17 protein-coding genes are annotated in these 17,190 nt (G+C 54.4%); 4 read left to right on the forward strand and 13 right to left on the reverse strand.

Features of this window, described 5'->3' with window-relative positions:
• Positions 1-16 precede the first annotated feature (16 nt).
• The gene (rplT, locus tag WCK51_07410) at positions 17-370 is read left to right on the forward strand and encodes a 50S ribosomal protein L20 (GenBank protein MEI7576703.1); all 354 of its coding nucleotides are present in this window, start codon (positions 17-19) and stop codon (positions 368-370) included.
• A gap of 230 nt (positions 371-600) precedes the next feature.
• On the opposite strand, the gene WCK51_07415 is transcribed toward rplT, so the two are convergent.
• Positions 601-1,941 carry a hypothetical protein gene (locus WCK51_07415; protein MEI7576704.1) on the reverse strand — a complete coding sequence of 447 codons (1,341 nt, stop codon included), beginning with the start codon at positions 1,939-1,941 and terminating at the stop codon, positions 601-603.
• A gap of 1 nt (position 1,942) precedes the next feature.
• Here WCK51_07415 and WCK51_07420 point away from each other — a divergent pair, with 1 nt between their 5' ends.
• Positions 1,943-3,094 (forward strand): homogentisate 1,2-dioxygenase, encoded by a 1,152-nt coding sequence (locus WCK51_07420; GenBank protein ID MEI7576705.1) that lies wholly within the window; start codon positions 1,943-1,945, stop codon positions 3,092-3,094.
• Between the two features lie 102 nt (positions 3,095-3,196).
• Here WCK51_07420 and WCK51_07425 read toward each other — a convergent pair whose 3' ends face one another.
• Genes WCK51_07425 through WCK51_07480 form a run of 12 tightly spaced genes read right to left on the reverse strand, consistent with a single transcriptional unit; the run spans position 3,197 to position 15,039 of the window.
• Positions 3,197-3,883: a hypothetical protein gene (locus tag WCK51_07425; protein ID MEI7576706.1), complete on the reverse strand. Its 687-nt coding sequence runs from the start codon at positions 3,881-3,883 to the stop codon at positions 3,197-3,199.
• Positions 3,884-6,355, reverse strand: a complete 2,472-nt coding sequence (locus tag WCK51_07430; protein ID MEI7576707.1) for a secretin N-terminal domain-containing protein — start codon at positions 6,353-6,355, stop codon at positions 3,884-3,886.
• Positions 6,355-7,020, reverse strand: coding sequence for a hypothetical protein (locus WCK51_07435; GenBank protein MEI7576708.1), 666 nt, complete (start codon positions 7,018-7,020; stop codon positions 6,355-6,357). The genes WCK51_07430 and WCK51_07435 overlap by 1 nt, the downstream gene beginning before the upstream one ends.
• 38 nt (positions 7,021-7,058) lie before the next feature.
• A complete protein-coding gene (locus WCK51_07440) occupies positions 7,059-7,652 on the reverse strand; it encodes a hypothetical protein (protein MEI7576709.1) in 594 nt (197 codons plus the stop codon).
• Entirely contained in the window at positions 7,653-8,897 is a 1,245-nt protein-coding gene (locus tag WCK51_07445; GenBank protein MEI7576710.1) for a PilN domain-containing protein, read from the reverse strand.
• On the reverse strand, positions 8,898-10,187 hold the full coding sequence (locus tag WCK51_07450) for a type II secretion system protein GspK (GenBank protein ID MEI7576711.1): 1,290 nt from the start codon (positions 10,185-10,187) through the stop codon (positions 8,898-8,900). It lies immediately after the preceding gene.
• Positions 10,184-10,909 (reverse strand): prepilin-type N-terminal cleavage/methylation domain-containing protein, encoded by a 726-nt coding sequence (locus WCK51_07455; GenBank protein MEI7576712.1) that lies wholly within the window; start codon positions 10,907-10,909, stop codon positions 10,184-10,186. Before WCK51_07455 ends, WCK51_07450 begins: the two co-directional genes overlap by 4 nt.
• Positions 10,906-11,298 (reverse strand): hypothetical protein, encoded by a 393-nt coding sequence (locus WCK51_07460; GenBank protein ID MEI7576713.1) that lies wholly within the window; start codon positions 11,296-11,298, stop codon positions 10,906-10,908. Before WCK51_07460 ends, WCK51_07455 begins: the two co-directional genes overlap by 4 nt.
• Positions 11,276-11,824: a prepilin-type N-terminal cleavage/methylation domain-containing protein gene (locus tag WCK51_07465; GenBank protein MEI7576714.1), complete on the reverse strand. Its 549-nt coding sequence runs from the start codon at positions 11,822-11,824 to the stop codon at positions 11,276-11,278. The genes WCK51_07460 and WCK51_07465 overlap by 23 nt, the downstream gene beginning before the upstream one ends.
• 11 nt (positions 11,825-11,835) lie before the next feature.
• Entirely contained in the window at positions 11,836-12,264 is a 429-nt protein-coding gene (gspG, locus tag WCK51_07470) for a type II secretion system major pseudopilin GspG (GenBank protein MEI7576715.1), read from the reverse strand.
• Between the two features lie 3 nt (positions 12,265-12,267).
• Positions 12,268-13,485 carry a type II secretion system F family protein gene (locus WCK51_07475; protein MEI7576716.1) on the reverse strand — a complete coding sequence of 406 codons (1,218 nt, stop codon included), beginning with the start codon at positions 13,483-13,485 and terminating at the stop codon, positions 12,268-12,270.
• Positions 13,486-15,039 carry an ATPase, T2SS/T4P/T4SS family gene (locus WCK51_07480; GenBank protein ID MEI7576717.1) on the reverse strand — a complete coding sequence of 518 codons (1,554 nt, stop codon included), beginning with the start codon at positions 15,037-15,039 and terminating at the stop codon, positions 13,486-13,488. It lies immediately after the preceding gene.
• Between the two features lie 94 nt (positions 15,040-15,133).
• On the opposite strand from WCK51_07480, the gene WCK51_07485 reads away from it, so the two are divergent.
• Positions 15,134-16,417 carry a vanadium-dependent haloperoxidase gene (locus WCK51_07485; GenBank protein MEI7576718.1) on the forward strand — a complete coding sequence of 428 codons (1,284 nt, stop codon included), beginning with the start codon at positions 15,134-15,136 and terminating at the stop codon, positions 16,415-16,417.
• 123 nt (positions 16,418-16,540) lie between these two features.
• Positions 16,541-17,134, forward strand: coding sequence for a hypothetical protein (locus WCK51_07490; protein ID MEI7576719.1), 594 nt, complete (start codon positions 16,541-16,543; stop codon positions 17,132-17,134).
• The last annotated feature ends 56 nt before the right edge of the window (positions 17,135-17,190 follow it).

Consider the following 17,190-nt stretch of genomic DNA (forward strand, 5'->3'; position numbering starts at 1 on the left):
AAACAGGAGATAAAGAATGGCAAGAATTAAACGTGGCCTTATGCGCCACAAACGCCACAAGAAGATCATTGGCAAGGCCAAGGGTTACTTCGGGCGAAAGAAGAACGTTTTCCGACGTGCTAACGAGCAGGTCATGAAGTCGGGGCAGTACGCCTTCCGAGACCGACGAGCCAAGAAGCGCGATTTCCGTCGCCTTTGGATCGTTCGTATCACCGCTGCTTGCTCGCACTGCGACATCAAGTACAGCCAGCTGATCCACGGACTCAACACCCAAGGCATTCAGCTCAACCGCAAAATGCTCTCCGAGCTCGCCATCGCTGACATGAGCGCCTTCAAAGCCGTCGTCGAGTCGGCTCGAAAGGGACTCTAACCGGAGTTCGGACGTCTTCGTCCGCTTCCGAAAATCATCGCCCTGGACCGATTTGGTTCAGGGCGATTTTGGCTTTTGTGACGATTTTGCAATCGGCAGCCACAGTCAAACCATTGGCATCTTCCGGTCGAACCCGCTCGCTTGTTTTCATCCATACCGCCAACGTTTCGCGGCACTGCGGTTGTGTCGATAAGCACGGAGAGTTGTTTGGTCTCGAATTGAGGCCTAGCTTATGGCGAAGCAGGCATCGGAAGCGGTTCAAAAAGGATCGCATTCTGTTTCTCCAATGCTACAAACGCGCCGGTTTTCGAAATCCATCGGCGTCCCTGATTTCGTGAGTCGCCCGATTGATTGTCGGGGATTATGAGTTCGGAACCAGCTCCACCACGCGGCTGCGGCACACGGAACAGTTTGGCGTCCTTCATGAGATATAGACTGCCCCCATAGGGTGCGGTTCCGCACCTAATCACCATCGTGGAGCGATCCGCCACCGCAACTGCTTTGCCTGTGGTTGAGCCTTCTGGAAGCGGAACCGGATCAACCATTCCGTCCTTAACGAAGTGCGGCCAGTATTGGAGATTGTGTGGGTCTCGGTAGTGAACCACCACCGAATCGTCGAAGCCGACGAGCGGGTCAGTGTAGTCGGGTCGGAAGCCTTCGGGTAAGGGGATCGGAGTGAGAGGGCCCCCAGCTGATCTGTAGGGCACATATCCGCTTGCTGACTGGCTACCGTAAATCTGTGTGTTTTCGTAATTCATCCCATACACCGTGCCCGAGGCAGAAATTTGGAATGACTGCGGAAACGAGTTGCGGTAGATGGGGTCAAAGATGAAAAAGGTTCGTCCAGCGGCGATCCAAGGGCTCTCGTCGGCAGGCGAAAAGCTCCGGATCTCCTTGACCACTCCTGTGGATGAAATCAGGGCGATGTAGGAGGACTCTGTGAGGATGAAGCTCGATCCAGCTGCCGCGATGAGATCTCGATAAGATATTCCCCCAAAGTATTCCGTGCTGAGGTCTGGGTGAGTAGCACCACTCAAGCCAAGTGGCTTTCCATCGATTCGAATCTCATGATCCATCTGCTGGACCACTCGTCCATCGGCTAGGATTCCCGAGGGTCGTCCAGCCAATTCCTTGGTGTTGCCGTCCGGTCGCCGCAAGAAGATTCGTTTGTTTCTGTTTGATCCTGGGTCAAATGTGGACGAGTAGAGAAGTGTCCCATCGTCCGCAAAACCAATGGGTAACGCTTGCCCAAGGTTGGTCCGCTTGAAGTCCAGGTCACCCGCGACAGGAGCAAAGGGACCGGTAAGTAGCTTGAGGTTCTTACGTTGAATTGCCTCTCGTTGGAGCTTGATGTATTCGCCCGTGTAGCTCGTGTTGCGGTGATACCTATAAACCAGGGCGCAAGCGTACGCGCAGAGCAGAAGTTTGCCGAAAGTAGCGAAGGTCAATCTTCGCTTCGGGCCAGAAGTCATGCCTGCCGCCGTCATCAAGTTCCAGTATGTCCAACTTCCAATCCTCAGGAACAGCGTTCCATCGCAGTAAACTCGTAGAACAACTCGAAGAAGAGGCACTATGCGATACCATCACCTCGGCCAGCTACCCAAGAAGCATCATATCCAGTTCCGAAAGCCTGACGGGGGGCTTTATACGGAGCAACTGTTCAGCACTCACGGCTTCAGCAATGTCAGCTCGACGCTCTATCACATTAACGAGCCGACGGAGATGGGGCCTTGGCGAGACTTGGGGTCTTGTGCGCCGCAGTATCTGGAAGAGCAGCCGGTACACCACCGGCACCTGAAGACGGCGCAGCTAAAGCCAGCAGGCGACGCGGTATCGGGTCGGAAGTGCTTGATGGGCAACAACGATATCGAGTGGAACCAGGTTCTGGTCGCCGAGCAGATGGATTACTTCTTTAAGAACTCGGACGGGGACGAATGCTTGTTCATCCATGACGGAAAGGGAACCATGGAGTCGTTGTACGGCACCATCCACTTCCGAGAAGGCGATTACCTGGTTATTCCTCGCGGGACAATCTACAAGCTCAACTTCGAGACACTTCCGGTGAGAATGCTAGCTATCGTGAGTCACGGCTTTATTGAGACACCACGGCGATATCGAAACGAGTATGGGCAGCTAGAAGAGCATGCACCCTACTCAGAACGCGACTTCCGCCCGCCGTCCGAACTGCCGGTTCATGATCAGCGCGAGGAAACCAAAGTGGTGATCCGAAGCCGGAACCGGATGACAGAGTACACCAGCCCTTACCATCCTCTAGACGTCGTCGGCTGGGACGGTTACTGCTATCCGTATGCCTTCAACATCAACGACTTCCAGCCGATCACGGGCAAGTTGCACATGCCCCCACCGATCCACCAGACCTTCCAGGCTCCGGGATTTGTCGTCTGTTCGTTCTGTCCTCGCATGTTGGATTACCATCCAGAGGCGATTGTGGTTCCCTATGTACACAGCAACGTCGATTCCGACGAGGTTCTTTACTATTGCAACGACAAGTTCGGCTCTCGAAAGGGGATCGAAGAGGGAAGCATTACGCTTCACCCGCTCGGGATTCCGCACGGGCCGCAGCCAGGGGTTGTGGAAAAGGCGATTGGGGCGACCAAGACGGACGAGTTGGCTGTCATGGTGGATACATTTAAGCCGTTCAAGCTGACGAAGTACGCGCTTGAGATTGAGGACGAGAACTACTGGAAGAGCTGGAGCAAGTGAGTTTGTAGGCTCGAGGCTCTAGCCGCGAGCCTAGAGGCCAACCAAAAGAAGGCTTCTAAGATGTCCTTAGCCGCCTTCTTCAATATTTACGTAATTCGCTGCTTAGCCTTCTTTGTGGACGAACTTCTTGCCGCCCATTTCAGATAGCTTGGCTTTTTGGTTTTCGGTCAGAATCTTCCCGAGTTCGGTATTCATGATCTCACCGTTCTTCTTCTGCTTCTCTTGCATCTCTTCGCGAGTGATTTCTTGATCGCGCATCTTTTGCATCAGTGCCGTCATCGCTTCGCCGGAAGCTTTCTGCAAACCGTCGATCTTCTCCTGCTGTGCCGACGTAATCTCAAGAGCCTTGGCGACGTCCTTGTTCAGGACCGATCGAAATCCGCTTACTTGAAGATAAATCTGACTAAGCCGCTTGACCTGATCTGGGGTCATCATCCCCTCGATTTCCTTCTTCATGGACTCCTGTTGCTTGCCCATGATTTCCTGCATCTTCTTGCGACCTTCTTCCGAACGCATGTCCTCAAAGCTCATGCCCGAGTTCTGCATGACCGACATAAACCGCTCGCGCATAGCATCCGGTGCGAAATATTCCGCAAGCTTTAGCTTCTGGTCATCTGAAAGACCGAGATCGGCATAGATGGATTCCTTCAGGTCCTCTCGCATGAGGATCATGAGCGGGCTGTCCATGCCCATTCGGCCCATCATTCCACCCTGGCGGCCACCGCCACCTTGGGCGAATGAGGCGCAGGCGACGACGGCTACGACGAGAGAGAGAATGATTTTCTTCATTTAATTGCCTCCAGATTTCTTCTGGTCTTTAACGGGAGCCTTCACAGGTTCCTTCACTTCGGTCTTTGTGCTTTCCGGCGGGATCGCTTTTCCAAGAGCGTCCTGGTTGAGCTGGGAGAGCTTCTTGGTTTGATCCAATCGGAGTTGACGTGCTTCATCTTCATCTTTCACGATTCGCGGCGTCAAAAGCACTAGTAACTCGGTTTTGTTCGAGATTTTAGAGTTTGTTCTGAACAACTGACCCAGCAATGGAATATCTCCGAGGACGGGAACCTTGTTCGAAGTCGTGCTCACGCTGTTCCGAATGATTCCACCAAGGATGATGGTTTCGCCGTTCTTGACACTGACAACAGTATCTGCTTCTCGCTGGTTGACGATCGGCGCATCAAAGGTTGTGTAGCCTTGGAGATCGTTTGCAGTCTGGTTAACGTCCATCGTGACGTACCCGTTGGCGGTGATTCGCGGGGTGACGGTCAAGACGATTCCTACGTCGAGGAACGCGTAGTTGAAGATCGTGTTTCCGTTGGCATCGATACGGCTGTTAGTGACGTAAGGGATGCTTTGGCTGATATTGATCTGCGCCTGCGTGTTGTTCGAAGTGAAGATTCGCGGTGTTGAAAGGATTTGGAACTTGGTGTCGGTCTGAATTGCGTTCATGAACGCGGTCAGGTTTGCGCCGCCGAGGGTGTATCGGAAGCCTTGGAGGGCAGGATTTGCCTTTGCCTGGTTGAAGTCTGTTCCCACCGTACCGGTTTGCCCAGGAGTTCCGAACTGACCGGTGCTGGTGTAGTTCCACTCAACACCGAGCTTATTCGTCGAGTCCAAGTTCGCTTCGACGATGATCGTCTCGATCATGACTTGCTCAGGAATTCGGTCGAGTTGCTCAAGGATCTGCTTTATGAGAGCCGCGGAGTCGGGGTTTCCGACAACGATGATCGAGTTGGTGTTTGGATCGGGGATCGCGGTGATCTGACCAGTAAGGTCTCGGATAGGGACGAGTCGTCCGTTGGCGTCTCTACCAGTTTGAGTCTGATTTTGGGTTTGTGCGTTTGTCCGCGCTCCTCCTCCTCCACCGAACTGACCAAAGAATCCTCCGCCTTGTGCGAAGACGTTGGTCATAAGGTCGCCCGAGGTTGCATTCGGGTCTTCCATGTCCACAAACATCTGGTTGTCTTCGATGGTGCCACCGATTCTCTGAGCATTATTGTTCGCCCGCTGAGCATTGTTGGTGTTGGTTCTCTGCTGGGTTGGGGTGGTGTTGCGGTTCGTTCTACCAGCGCCTTGGCGTTGGCCGAAGGATTGGTTCAGAAGGTTTGCCACATCGTCTGCTTTGGCGTTATTTAGCGGGAACACGAAGGTCGTGTTCTGGAACTCGACTGGTTTGTCGATGTCTTTGATGACCTGTGCAACGATAAGCTGGCTTTCATCGGTCGCGGTGATGACGAGTGAGTTGGTGCGCGTGTCGCTAGCCACGGTTCCGAAGGCAGCCTGAGTGGAGCCGAATCGGGCGGCCTGTTGGAATCGGTCGCCAATATTTGCACCCGAGCTTGTGGTGCCTCCTCGACCTCGCGGGGCGTTGTTGGTGAGAACGTTTTGGATGGTTGGGGCAATCTCGGTTGCAGTTGCGAACTCTAGTTTGTACACCATCGTTTTTTGAGGCTGATCAGTTTCTTTGTCGATCTGCTTGATGACCCGTTCGACTTCAAGTTGCTCTTTGTCTGGAGCGTTGACAATGACGGAGTTTGAGAAATCATCGGCAGAAGCACGAACGTTTGAACTTGACTGGTTTCGATTGCCGCCCAACATGCTCATTGGGTTGAAGCCCCCGCCTCGTCCGCCACGACCGCCACCCTGGAAGCCCATCCCTCCGCCACCGAACATGCTCTGGAAGGGGTTCGAGTTGGTTTGTCCAGCCGAGACAAAGACTTCATTGACGACCCGTGCAACCTGGGTTGCGTTTGCGTATTTGATCGGATAAAATTTGAGTTTGAGAGGAGGCTGATCGCCACCACCCATACCAGGGAAGCTCATTCCGGTTGGCATCCCGCCACCCTGACCAAAAATGCTCCCCATTCCGCCACCGCCGCGGGTCTCGCGCTTCTTGATAACTGCCATGCCGGACTCAGCCGTCATGTCATAGCCCTTTAGGTTGAGGGTCTTTTCGAGAATGGTGAACGCGGTGCTGAGGTCCACACTTCCGGCCGACGTGATCGTGAAAGGACCCGTCAGGTTTGGATCTTTGATGATCGTTTTTCCGCTCGTCTTCTGGAACATCTGAAGGACGAGGTCGATGTTCGCATTTCGGAAGTCAAGCTTGATTTTGGCTTTCGATGTCATCTTCAGCTTTTCGGCCCAGGAACCGCTGGAGCTTGAAGTAGAGGCTCCACCTCCCATATCGAATTGAGCGGAAGCGACTGAACCTGCTACAAGGGCTAAGGCGAGCGAAAAACTACGAGTTGGGAATTTATTCATTACTGGTTACGACGTCCACGCCGTCCATTTGTTTGGTCGTTGCCACCGAAACCTTCGATAGCGGGGAGAGTTGCCATGTTTTGTGGCGACTCGGCAAAAACTTGCCCGCCTCCACCGATTTGACCTGCCAGACGTGGGGCAGGGCCGGGATTAACGGGCGCTACAGTTTGCGCGGCGTCAGATTGATTGCTGCCGAAGAAAATCTCTTTCTCAAAGCCGTCTGCAGCCCTCAGCACGATCGAGTCTGCCTTCACTTGTTTCAGCGTCATGGATTTCCACTTTTCGCCAGGTTTAAGGAAGACGCCTTCGCCGGTTCCTCCGTTTTCGAGGAGAGCGTTCTGACCGCCGTTGACCTCCATGTTGCCGGTGTAGATCCATCCGGTTTCACCGGAGGTGAAGATGGGCGGAATCGCGTTGGAAGTTTTTGCAGAACCCACTGCAATTCGTTTCTGGACGGCGGGCTTGAAGGCGTTGGGGAGCTCGCCACTGATTGAAGCAAACTGCGCTTTTTCATCCTCAGGCAGGTATTCAATTTCCCCAGACTTCTTCTTCTTGTTCGCGGTGGGAAATTGCATGGCGGTTCCTTTCTTCGCAGTGGCTCCGCTTCCGCCCCCCATCATGCCGAAGGCTAACGCAATCACGAGAACGCCAACGAGGAGAGGCATGGAGCTTTTCTTATTCTGAGTTGTGGCTTTCGACATTTTTAGCTCTTCACTCCGGAATTCCTTTCGGGCTTTGTGTTGCCCGGTTTAGTGGTCGCCTTCTCAGGCTTTACAAAATCGTGGAAGGCCACTAGTCCGATTACAGCGGTCACCTGATCCGAATCATTTTGCGAAGCGGCGTATTGAATCGAATTCACAGCCAGCCTAGCGTCTGACTTTTCAATCTTTTCAACCAGGGTTGCTACGCTTGTATACGAACCGTCAACAGATAAGTTGTACTGAATTTGTAGCAAAGCGGTTCCATCCAGGGGCTTTTGGGGGCGAAATGAGACTAAACTCAGCTTGGAATCCGATACCAGTCGGCCGACCTTTGCCAGCGACACGGGGGTGATGTCAGCAACCTTCTCCTTCCACAGCTGCTTTTCGATTATCAGGTCGGCAGAGTAAATGTCGGCTTCAGTCTTCTTTTTTAGCGCTGAGTACTCAAGGCGTTTCTGGTTGTTCTTTCGAGCCATTTCCGTGGTCGAAACCTTCTTGTTCATGAACAAGCCAACGATCGAGCCGCATAGCAAGACAATTCCGACGATTGCGAGAAGGCTTGGTACCTGGTCTTTGGGGTCCTTAAAATTGATCATCTACTTTTTCTTCTTGCTGGTTTGGATGACCGGGAGGTTTCCGACCGGGAACGCGGTGATGTTGAACTGGATGATCTTCTCACCTTCAAGCTCGCCCGCGTTGGCACTAATGAGTCGAACGTCGCGGAAGCGCGATTGTTTACTCAATTCTCCGACATATGTGGCAACAGCCTCCGAACTCTTCGCGCTGCCACGGAGTTGGAGAAGTTTTCCTCGCTCCAAGTTGAGCGAAGTCAGCCAAGCGCCTTTTGGCACCAGCATTGTCGCGACTTTGGTGACATCGCTAATCTTTTGGGCAGGCATAAAGGCGAGTTTGAGCTGTTTGGCTTTCGGTCCAACCTTGGATAGTTCCGAGGTTTTTGAATCGAGGCCAATTTTGAGGAGCTTTGTCAGGTTCGTTTCTTTCTTCTCAGTTTTTGCAAAATCTTGCTGTTTCAGCATGAGCTCGTTGCCAACCATCGCCGCGACGCAGAATCCACCAGCAAACAAAACGTATGCTTGTCGATGAGCGATCTTGCGCTTCTTCTCGATTTTCTCTCGGCGATATTCATCGGGTTCGAGGTCCATCGGGATGGCGGCGGAGCCAGCTAGCGAGACGAGGAAGCCGCCGAGCTTTTGCTCAGTGCCTTTGAATTCGACACCTTGAGCAAGAATCTTCGATCCCGATACAGCGGCCACGCGGGCAATCTCGTCGTCGAGACGGTCGAGCGTAACGGTTTTTGAGACGGCAAGCGTGCCTTCTTTGAAGCCGTCAAGGTTGACCAGATCGCCGAACCGCTCGGCGATGATGCCGGAGACCAGGCCCTGCTCCTGTGCTACTTTCAGGGCGTAGGCTTGGGCAGGAACGATCTGCTGAACGGTGATACCAAGGCCATCGCAGACCGAGAGGAGCTCCCGGACGTCGCTCGTCTTTGCTGCAAAAACATCGCTTAAGCGCCCTTCGGAAGAGCGGACGGCAGACGGAAGAAAGTCGAATGCAAGCTCCGAAACTTGGATCGGGAACACGTCACCGAGCTTCTGCTTGAGGACAACGAGAGTGTCGTTTCGGGCTGCCTCCGGCAATACCATGGAGCGGTGCATTACCAGGCGTCGAGAGAGGACGACGACGGCATTTTTTCCGCCGACTCCCTCGATGGAACCCAAGGAGACGCCTTCTCGGGTCTGCGTAGAGTCGACAAAATGAACCCGCGTCCAGTCGCGATCCCATTCGATAATCAGGTTTGGTCGTGTAGGTTTCTGGTTCATCTAGTTTTCCAAAAGCGTGGTTTGGGTCGTTGCCTCGTCCCATAGCCATTGGGTGGCGAGGTTGGCGTAAGGTGGGCGTTCGATGCGGAGGACTTTCATGACGCCTTGGTCGATCTGGACCAGGGCTTCGATTCCGTATTCTGTTTGTCCAGATTTCCCGAGGACTCGGACCTGGAAGCACTGGCTGTTCACGTTAAGCCGATCGGCAACAGCTCCGGCGAATGCCTGGTCCGCAGCAATGCTCAAGAGTTCGCTGAGCTGGGTGTAGCCTCCGGTCGGTCGACTGTCTACCATCTGGGTAGCTTGGTCTTGGCTGATTCCAGGGATCGTCTGGAGGACAGCTTCAGGTGCCGTATTGACGTTGATCTTCCCGCTGAGTTGCTCGCCGGGTGAAACGGTCATTCGATCCAGGACGCTTCGAACGACCGCTTGGTTATTGGCTACTCCAGGAACACTGAGAACTTGGCTCAGGGCAGTGTATGTCGCGTTCGGCTGAGTGGCGCGTTGAGCAATGATTTGCTGAGCGCTTTGGATTGGGATCTGGGCTTGCTGAGCGAAATTCTGAGCGTTGAGCTGGGGGTTGTTAACGTTTACACGGCCATCACCTTCCGGAGTACGGGCGGCTGAGAAGTTTTGGGTCGTGATTAGCTCGATTAGAGCAAGGTCGCTGACGGCCGATGAAGCGGCAGTACTCGACGTGTTATCTACAGGAAAGAAGACGTTTTGTGGGGTGAACCCCTTAATGTCCAAGATTTCGTAGACCGATTGGAGTTGGTTCTCGTGCGCGTTATAGGGCTTCGCGAGACGGTTGTAGTAGTCGTCTTTTGCGCCTTCCGGGCGGCTGTCGACGGCAACGTCGCGCCAATCGAGGAAACTGTCGATCTGCTCCTGGGTGAGATTAAGGTTTGCGAGGTGATCCTGAGTGACGGTATTCAGGTCAATTCGAGCCGCATTGTCAATAATCTGGATTCGGAACGAGTCCTGCCCCATCATAAATTCTTCGGCGCCGTTGTTTCCAAACGTTGCCCAATCGTCTTCAAGAGTGACTGGTTGGTCCGTGGCATCGACGACGGCTTGCAATTCTGCCATTGCACGCTGAACACCCGCCATGGCTGCCGCTTCGGCTTTTCGGGTTTCGTTACGGGCAACAACGGCTTTGAAGGCAACGGTTTGGTTTTGGGCATACACCGCCACGACAGTGACGACCAGTGCCATTGCGGCTAGGGCGATGATGAACGAAACTCCTCGTTGACGCGAGAAAGCAGGTCGGCGCTTCGAGAGTCTGTTCATTGCGTTGAACTCCCGGCAGTGACAGGATTATCAGGGGTCACGTCGCTCAGCGGCAGTCGAACGATGAATACGTGCTCCTTTGAGTCGCTCGTCCTTGAGTAAGTTACTCGGACCGCTGAGGGAAGTCGCGGAACGTCCATCGCTGTGGAGTCCCAAGAAAGGTCCCAACTCTCGCCATTGTAAAACTCGAATGAGATTGATTCGATATCCGAATCGAGTGAGGACTCAAATCCACCCTGAGAAGAGTCACCGTCAGCCGGAGTTTGCCGGCGGAGGAATAGTCCCGTTGAGACTGGTGCATTGCCGATTGCAGATTGCGAGATTGAGATCTCGCACAGGCCACCGCGCGGACCGTAAGTCTGGTTGAGAGTTTCGAAGTCGTCCTGAGAGTTAACGTACTCGGCAGGAAGTTTTTCGGATAAGGCAGTGAAAACCAGTCCGGCGCCCGACGTGGTGATGCTTTGATCGGTGTCACCAGCTGCATCGCCACCTAGGTAGTAGCTTGCTGGGTCGGTCGTCACGGTCGAAAGGCAGGCCGCCGAGATGAGGGTCCGCAACCGGTCTTCAAACTGCTGGTCTCGAGTTGCCACTGTTCTGTATGCCTTCGCCGAAGCATTGTGTCGCACAGCGACGTAGGTCGCCTGGCCAGCGGAGGCTGCGATCAGCGCAGTAATCACGATCGCAACCATGAGCTCTACTAGAGTCAGTCCGCGAACTCTCATTGCGTGGTCTCCGGTGGAGTAAACAAAAGTCCCCGCGCTCGTCCCTCTTGGGCGGTTGTGTCGCTGTTCGACTTCTTGGCGATCACGAGAATCGTGTCGAGGCTATCGACGCCGGACGGTTGAACCTCAACGGTGAACTCGTAGTTCGGCTCGCCGTACTCCTCGAAGTTTCCATCGGTATCCGTGTTAGTGGCGTTGCCAAGAGCTATGATCTCGTCGAGCTTCATGTGTGCCAAGCGGCTGAGCTTTTCGGACTCTCGCATCCGAATCTCAGTCTGGCTCATCGAACCAATCGCGCTCATCCCGGCAGTGACACCGACCCCAACAAGGACGGCGGCTGCCAGAGCCTCCATGATGGTGAAGCCCTTAAGCCGTACCTTTCTGTTCAAGGTTTCCTGCCTCCCATTCGGAGTTGTTTTGTGCGGCGGGTGCGCCTCGGCTAACGGTGACGTTGCCTTCTTTCGTGACCGTAAGACCAAAAATGACCCCGTTTTGCTTGAAGCTAGCGGTGGTCGCTTCGGCGCTACCATCAGCGAAGAATCGAACACTGAACTCCGACGTTGTGTCTGCGTCCGAGCCCTTCGCTACGTCAGAGACTGACCAAGTGTTAAGCAGTTTCTGCTCCGTCGGGTCGCTAGTTCCGGTGGTCGTGCCAGTGGTCTGTCCAGCACCTTCTTCTTCGGGACTGTAGCGGAGCGTGTTAGTGTCTCCGTCAAAGCTAAGCACTTGGATATTTCGACCGCTGATCGCCGCAGAGTGCGCTCTTTCGGCAAATGTCTCGATGGTCTGGGAGTCTCTGAGCGTTCGCTGGCTATCCTGGAACGCGACAAGGCGCGGCGCAACAATGCTTGCGACTAACGCAAGCACTGCTGAAACCAGCATTGCCTCAACCAGGGTGAATCCACGACGACGCATCAAACCGCTCTTTACAGATCCATGTTGGTGACGTCGTCGTCGGTGTTTGCCTGTTTGTCTGGTCCGTAGCTTCGGATGATGAACGAGTCATCGCCCGCCATTCCTGGCCAGGAGTATTCGTAAGGCATCTTCCAGGGGTCCTCAACAATGTCCTTTTCGACGTATGGCCCCTTCCACCCTTCAGCGTCTGAGGGAGGTGTGGTTAAAGCCTGGACTCCTTCTTCAGACGTGGGAAATCGGTCGCAGTCAAGCCGAAATCTCTGAAGAGCACTTCCGATAGTGGATATATTTGCCTTTGCAGCTGCGATTTTAGCGTCGGTGCCCGCCCCAAGCAGACGAGGAACGACCAACGACGCGAGAACGGCGATGATCAGAATAACGACCATAAGCTCCATGAGCGTAAAGCCGCGTGTTTTACGAATTTTGCGAGAGAGTTTCATGTTTCACTTCACGAGAGTTGCTGAGTTAAGAATTGGGACGAGAATTGCTAGAACGACAAAACCAACGAAAACGCCCATAAAAAGAACGATCATTGGCTCCACCATCGACGTTGCACGGCGCAAGCCGTTGTCAACTTCGAAATCTAGGGCATCTGAGACACGGGTGAGCATCTTTGGCAGGTCGCCGGTTTCTTCTCCGACCGCGACCATGTGGGTCAAAACCGCCGGGAACGCTTGAGTATCGCGCATCGCTTCGGCGATGGGCCGACCTTCCCGAACGGCGTCGCGGACTTCGACTGCCGAACGTCGGAAGACGCGGTTGCCGGCGGCGATTCCGGCGAGTTCCAGTGCGTCGAGAATCTGAACGCCGCCAAAAACGAGGGTGCCGAGAACCCGAGCGAAGCGAGAAACGGTGGCTTTCTGAATGATCTTGCCGATGAGGGGAATCTTTAGCAGTATGCGGTCGCGGATTTCTGCACCCGCCTCGGTCGCAGTCCAGAGCCTGTACAGGACCACTGCGCCAATGATTCCGCCGACGATTATCAGCCAGTTTGTGGAGATGAACGCACCAGAAGCCATCAAGATCTTGGTTGGCGTCGGTAGTTTGTCGCCCTGGGCGGCGAAGGTGTCGCTCAGTTTCGGAATAACGAAGGTGAGGATGAAGATGACGACCATGATCGCGGTTCCGCCGAGGATCGATGGATAGACCATTGCGGATGCGATGGTGCTTCTTCGCGCAACTTCTTTCTCTTGGAACTCCGAAAGTCTTGCGGCGACTTCGGCGAACTGACCGGAAGCTTCACCTGCTTGAAGGGTTGAGGTGAAGACTTCCGGGAAAATTTTGGGAAACTTTCCGAGCGCGGCGGAGACAGACGCCCCGCCCCGAACATCTTCGAGGGCTTCTTCAGCGATTTCGGTGAGATACTGGTTTTCTGATTGCTCGGCGACGACTTGGAGGACACGGTCGAGGGGCAGTCCTGCGTCGGCGAGATCCGCCATCCGGCGCGAGAACATTGCCAGATCCGCTCGGCTCGGCTTGCCTCGGGTCTTCTTTTCTTCACCGCCACCGAATCCGGCTCGGGCGGCTTGCTCGTTTAGATCGAGCAGGAAGCTTCCGGTTTGGGTGAGCTGCATGACGGCGGCCTCGCGGGTGTTTGCTTCAACAAACCCGCTCTTGCGCTGCCCGGATGGCTCCAGGACGGTGAATGAGTACGTCGCCAATTAGAGTTCCTCCCTCTGGCAGACACGGAGGACTTCGTTGGGCGTGGTTTTACCGAGGAGAACGTTGCGCTTGCCGTCACTGAGTAGCGGTACAAGACCTTGGTTCTTGACGGCGTAAGCTTTTATCTCATTGGCTGACTGTCGGTCGACGACCATCTTCTTGAGGGCTTCGTCCATGACAAATAGTTCGTAGAGACCTTGTCGTCCCTTGTACCCCGAGCCGCCGCACTTCTCACAGCCAGCACCTTTTCGGAAGTTTGCAGTCTTCAGGTCTTCCTCTGTGATTCCGAGAGCCTGGATGAACTCCACGCTCGGCGGACCGCAGGGCTCGGCACAGTTGGAACAGATGCGTCTTACAAGTCGCTGGGCTACGACGCCAAGCAGGGAAGACGATACCAGGAAGGGTTCGACGCCCATGTCGAGGAGTCGGGTGACCGCACCGGGCGCGTCGTTGGTGTGGAGGGTCGAGAAGACCAAGTGGCCAGTGAGCGACGCATGGATTGCGATTTCGGCGGTTTCAAGGTCTCGGATTTCACCAACCATGATGACGTCGGGGTCCTGCCGTACAATGGAACGGAGTCCGGCGGCAAAGGTGAGACCGATGTTGGAGCGCACTTGCATCTGACCAATTCCGGCGACTTGGTATTCGACCGGGTCTTCGACGGTGAGAATGTTGGTGGTCGGACTCCAGATTTCGCTGAGCGAAGCATACAGAGTCGTTGACTTTCCCGCACCAGTCGGACCGGTGGCAAGGATGATGCCGTACGGTTGGCCGATGACTTTGCGGTATCGCTCAAGCACTTCAGGGGCGACACCAAGCTCTTCGAGGCCCATCATCGCGGTGCCTTTATCAAGGATACGCATAACGGCGCGCTCGCCGTAGACGGTGGGGAGGATGGAGACACGGACGTCGATCTGGCGTCCGGCGATGGTGATCTTGATACGGCCGTCCTGAGGAAGTCGCCGCTCGGCGATGTTCATCTCGCCAAGAATCTTGATGCGCGAGATAAGGGCCGCGTGCATGCGCTTAGGCGGCTTCATGGCCTCAAACAGCATGCCGTCGACGCGGAACCGGACCTTAACGTCCTTCTCGTACGGTTCGATATGAATGTCCGAGGCTCCGTCGCGCACCGCTTGGGCGAAAAGGAGGTTGACCATCTGGACGACGGCGGTTTCGCCTGCCATCTTTTGGAGGTCGGCAAGGTCGGTGACGTCGTCGCCGTCTTGGATCGAATCGGCATCGTTCGAACCGGAAACTTGGCTAAGGATCTTTTCGAGGAAGATCTCTTCGATTTTTTCTTTAAGCTCCGCGGGATCGGCAAGAACGGGTTCGACTTCGGTGTTAAGAAGAACTTCTAGGTCTGAGACAGCCGGCAACGATTCGAGGGAGCCAATGGCGACCAGCATTTTGCCGTTGGTTCGCTCGAGCGGTAAGACTTGATTCTTGAGGGCGAATTCTCCGGGAATCAGCTCGATGAGTTCAGTGTCCAGCTTGCGGCCTTCGAGGCGCACTTGCTCGAAGGGCATTGGGCTAGATTCAGTGATTGCGCTCATCGGGAACTTTAAGAATAACGCACTGACTACCCCCATTGTTCGCAAGATGGTTGCAGAAATCAGAACTGTGCCAGATTGGGACTAAAATAGAGGTGTGAATTGCGTTCGTCGGCTTTGCTTGATGTCGGGGTGTTTGCTACCGGTATTTGCTAATGCAGTCTCGGACGAGGCGATTTACTGGAATAACGTTGGGTTGAAAGTGGTGAAGTCGGCGATGATTCCGCCGCCATTAATCGCTCGAAACCTCGCGATCTCCTCGATTGCTCAGTTTGACGCCTCGGCGGCTATAAGACGAACAAGAGTGAGCTACATCTACAAGGGCATGACGGACGAAGTTGGAGTGCCGGAAGATGCGGCGGTCGCAGTTGCGGCGGCGACGGCTCTTAAAGGAGCTTTTCCTGAGCAAGCATTTATTGTTGAGGAAGCTTGGCGTCGGCGACTGCCGGAGTTTAGGAAAAAGAAGCACTGGTACGAAGCCCAACGGATCGGTGAAGAGGCGGCGAGGGCCATCCTTCGAGCCCGGGCAGACGACGGAGCAAAGGATGCTCAATACACCGACCCTGGGGGTACAGGGATCGGCGAGTGGCGACCGGTAAAGATTCTTGAAGAACCAGATTTGAAGCGGTACGAACCAAGCGTGCTTCCGGGGTGGAAGTTTGTGCGACCTTTCGCGATTCCGAACAACCAGGCCTGCTTTCCGTCGGGATCCATTGCACTGGACAGTGCGGAGTATGCAGCTGCAGTAGAAGAAGTGCGGCGCCTGGGCGGCCGTGTAAGTACGGAACGGACGAAGGAGCAGACGCTGATCGCGCAGTTTTGGCAAGGTCAGGGTGGAACTCTGACCCCGGTGGGCCAATGGAATGATTTGGCGACTCGCGCAGCAGTGAAAGAGAATCGGACTTTTCACCAGAATTTGTTCATGTATGCCGTCTTAAACGTGGCCCTGGCCGATGCTGGTACTGCGGCTTGGGACTTCAAGTACGAAACCCGGATGTGGAGACCGCAGACCGCAATCCGAGAAGCCGACAAAGATGGGAATCCTGGAACGCAAGTTGATCCCACTTGGAGGAGCCTCATCGTGACCCCGAACCACCCCTCCTGTGTTAGTGGACACAGTGCCTTCTCGGCAGCGGGTGCGGAGGTCCTCAAGGCTTGTTTTGGTCGAGATGATATCGAAGTTGAAGTAGCGAGCGACAGCACCAAGAATTGGCAAACTCGGACGATTCATGGCTTTACCAACACGGCGAAGGAGTGTGGTAGAAGTCGAATCTATGGCGGAATTCACTTTGAGTTTGATAACGTCATGGGGCAAGAAATGGGTAGAAAAGTTGCTAAGTTTGTCCTCAATCAGGCTTGGGTGAAGGCGTCACTGAATTAGATTGGCAAGGTGATCATATTGCGGGAGTGCCGTTTTTCTAATCTTCGCCTCGGGCTGAGAAGAACCTTATGAGGAACTTTTGCGAAGCGAGAATTCGTAAAGTGCGTCAAACGGATTGACGCCATGAAAGGAACTCTTCTTCTAGCCGGTTCTCTGGGAATTGTGTTTGGGGCAACAATTGCTTCTCCGCCAGGTCAATCGCAGGATCATGTTCAAAGGTTCGTGGACGGCTTCGCTAAGTTCATGAGCGAAAGACCAGAGGACGGCCGCTTTGGAATCAGTCGCCTCCCGTCGATCCACAATCGGCAAGTCGCGAACACTCACGGAGTACCGGAGGCGTTTCAGACACTTTCAAAGGATCACTACCTTGGGGTGTTTGCACTAGGGAAATTCAAAAACGGCGTCCCAGAGCGATTCAACACTCAGGGCGCGTATTGGGACCTAGAAGAGACTCCAAGTGAGTGGTTCGGGTCGATTCGCGCTGCGTACGACGCCAATTCGGCCTTTGTTAATAAGTACCTAAAACCGGCGGCGGGTAGCCTCTTGAAGATGAAGCGTAACCAGGCGCGTTTTGAAGAGACGTACGTAGGCAACCACAAAGTAGTGATCGAAGCTCGAAAAATCTTTGCCAGCGATGACTCTTGCTACAAGTGTCACGCAGACACTCAGAAAGGGCAACCAATCGGCATTATTGGTCTGGCCCGAATTAAAAGATAAAACAGATCGCCCCGAGTCAGTAATGATTCGGGGCGATCTGTTTCACCTACTTCCTT

Source organism: Armatimonadota bacterium (assembly GCA_037138755.1).
Taxonomy (GTDB): Bacteria; Armatimonadota; Fimbriimonadia; order Fimbriimonadales; family Fimbriimonadaceae; genus Fimbriimonas.

Excerpts from the sequence above, each read along its gene's own strand:
- rplT (MEI7576703.1), top strand. The coding sequence starts at position 17 with ATGGCAAGAATTAAACGTGGCCTTATGCGCCACAAACGCCACAAGAAG.
- WCK51_07420 (MEI7576705.1), top strand. The coding sequence starts at position 1,943 with ATGCGATACCATCACCTCGGCCAGCTACCCAAGAAGCATCATATCCAG.
- WCK51_07425 (MEI7576706.1), bottom strand. The coding sequence starts at position 3,883 with ATGAAGAAAATCATTCTCTCTCTCGTCGTAGCCGTCGTCGCCTGCGCC.
- WCK51_07430 (MEI7576707.1), bottom strand. The coding sequence starts at position 6,355 with ATGAATAAATTCCCAACTCGTAGTTTTTCGCTCGCCTTAGCCCTTGTA.
- WCK51_07435 (MEI7576708.1), bottom strand. The coding sequence starts at position 7,020 with ATGCCTCTCCTCGTTGGCGTTCTCGTGATTGCGTTAGCCTTCGGCATG.
- WCK51_07440 (MEI7576709.1), bottom strand. The coding sequence starts at position 7,652 with ATGATCAATTTTAAGGACCCCAAAGACCAGGTACCAAGCCTTCTCGCA.
- WCK51_07445 (MEI7576710.1), bottom strand. The coding sequence starts at position 8,897 with ATGAACCAGAAACCTACACGACCAAACCTGATTATCGAATGGGATCGC.
- WCK51_07450 (MEI7576711.1), bottom strand. The coding sequence starts at position 10,187 with ATGAACAGACTCTCGAAGCGCCGACCTGCTTTCTCGCGTCAACGAGGA.
- WCK51_07455 (MEI7576712.1), bottom strand. The coding sequence starts at position 10,909 with ATGAGAGTTCGCGGACTGACTCTAGTAGAGCTCATGGTTGCGATCGTG.
- WCK51_07465 (MEI7576714.1), bottom strand. The coding sequence starts at position 11,824 with ATGCGTCGTCGTGGATTCACCCTGGTTGAGGCAATGCTGGTTTCAGCA.
- gspG (MEI7576715.1), bottom strand. The coding sequence starts at position 12,264 with ATGAAACTCTCTCGCAAAATTCGTAAAACACGCGGCTTTACGCTCATG.
- WCK51_07480 (MEI7576717.1), bottom strand. The coding sequence starts at position 15,039 with ATGAGCGCAATCACTGAATCTAGCCCAATGCCCTTCGAGCAAGTGCGC.
- WCK51_07490 (MEI7576719.1), top strand. The coding sequence starts at position 16,541 with ATGAAAGGAACTCTTCTTCTAGCCGGTTCTCTGGGAATTGTGTTTGGG.